2 rRNA genes are annotated in these 830 nt (G+C 51.6%); both read left to right on the forward strand.

The annotated features are described in order from the left end of the window. Positions 1 to 200, forward strand: a 16S ribosomal RNA gene (locus tag H1S01_RS20460); the annotation flags it as partial. 219 nt (positions 201 to 419) lie between these two features. Next, positions 420 to 536, forward strand: a 5S ribosomal RNA gene (gene rrf / locus H1S01_RS20465). Positions 537 to 830 lie beyond the last annotated feature (294 nt).

Here is an 830-nt window from a genome sequence, read left to right on the forward strand (position 1 = left end):
CTAGTAATCGCGGGTCAGCATACCGCGGTGAATACGTTCCCGGGCCTTGTACACACCGCCCGTCACACCACGAAAGTCGGCAACACCCGAAGTCGGTGAGGTAACCTTTATGGAGCCAGCCGCCGAAGGTGGGGTCGATGATTGGGGTGAAGTCGTAACAAGGTAGCCGTATCGGAAGGTGCGGCTGGATCACCTCCTTTCTATGGAGACTCGTCACGGTAGAGGGTAACCTTGCTAGTTTTTCTAGTGAAGGGATGACACCTCTATGCAGTGAGATGTCGAGGTCGAACGCACGCAATGCGACACAACTGTTTGATTTTGAGGGACTGGAGAGACTTACCGGTTGAAAAGCTCAACCGAGTGTAGTAGACTCTGAATTCCGGTGATGAACCGGATGAACCTCAATAAGTACAAACTGATCTGGTGGTAATGGCGGAGGGGTCACACCCGTTCCCATCCCGAACACGGCAGTTAAGCCCTCCTGCGCCGATGGTACTTGGGACGTTGGTCCCTGGGAGAGTAGGTCGTTGCCAGATCGTCCGGGCTTTATTACCCGGCGAACCTGACAAACGTCAGGTTTTCATATGACCACCCTTATGTGGTGGAACTGTTCCTTGAAAACTGCACAGAGGTAAAAAGTAAAGCGCAAAGCAATGATAATTACAGCGTAGTTGTTTTGACAGTATGGTTCTTTGCTTGCTAAGGCAAGCGAATGTCAGATTGGCCAAAACAGCGCGAAGTGATCATCATGGAAAATAAGGTCAAGTTAGTAAGGGCATACGGTGGATGCCTAGGCGCTGAGAGGCGAAGAAGGGCGCGGATAACTGCGA

This window comes from Heliobacterium chlorum, assembly GCF_014502795.1.
In the GTDB taxonomy this organism is placed as follows: domain Bacteria; phylum Bacillota; class Desulfitobacteriia; order Heliobacteriales; family Heliobacteriaceae; genus Heliobacterium; species Heliobacterium chlorum.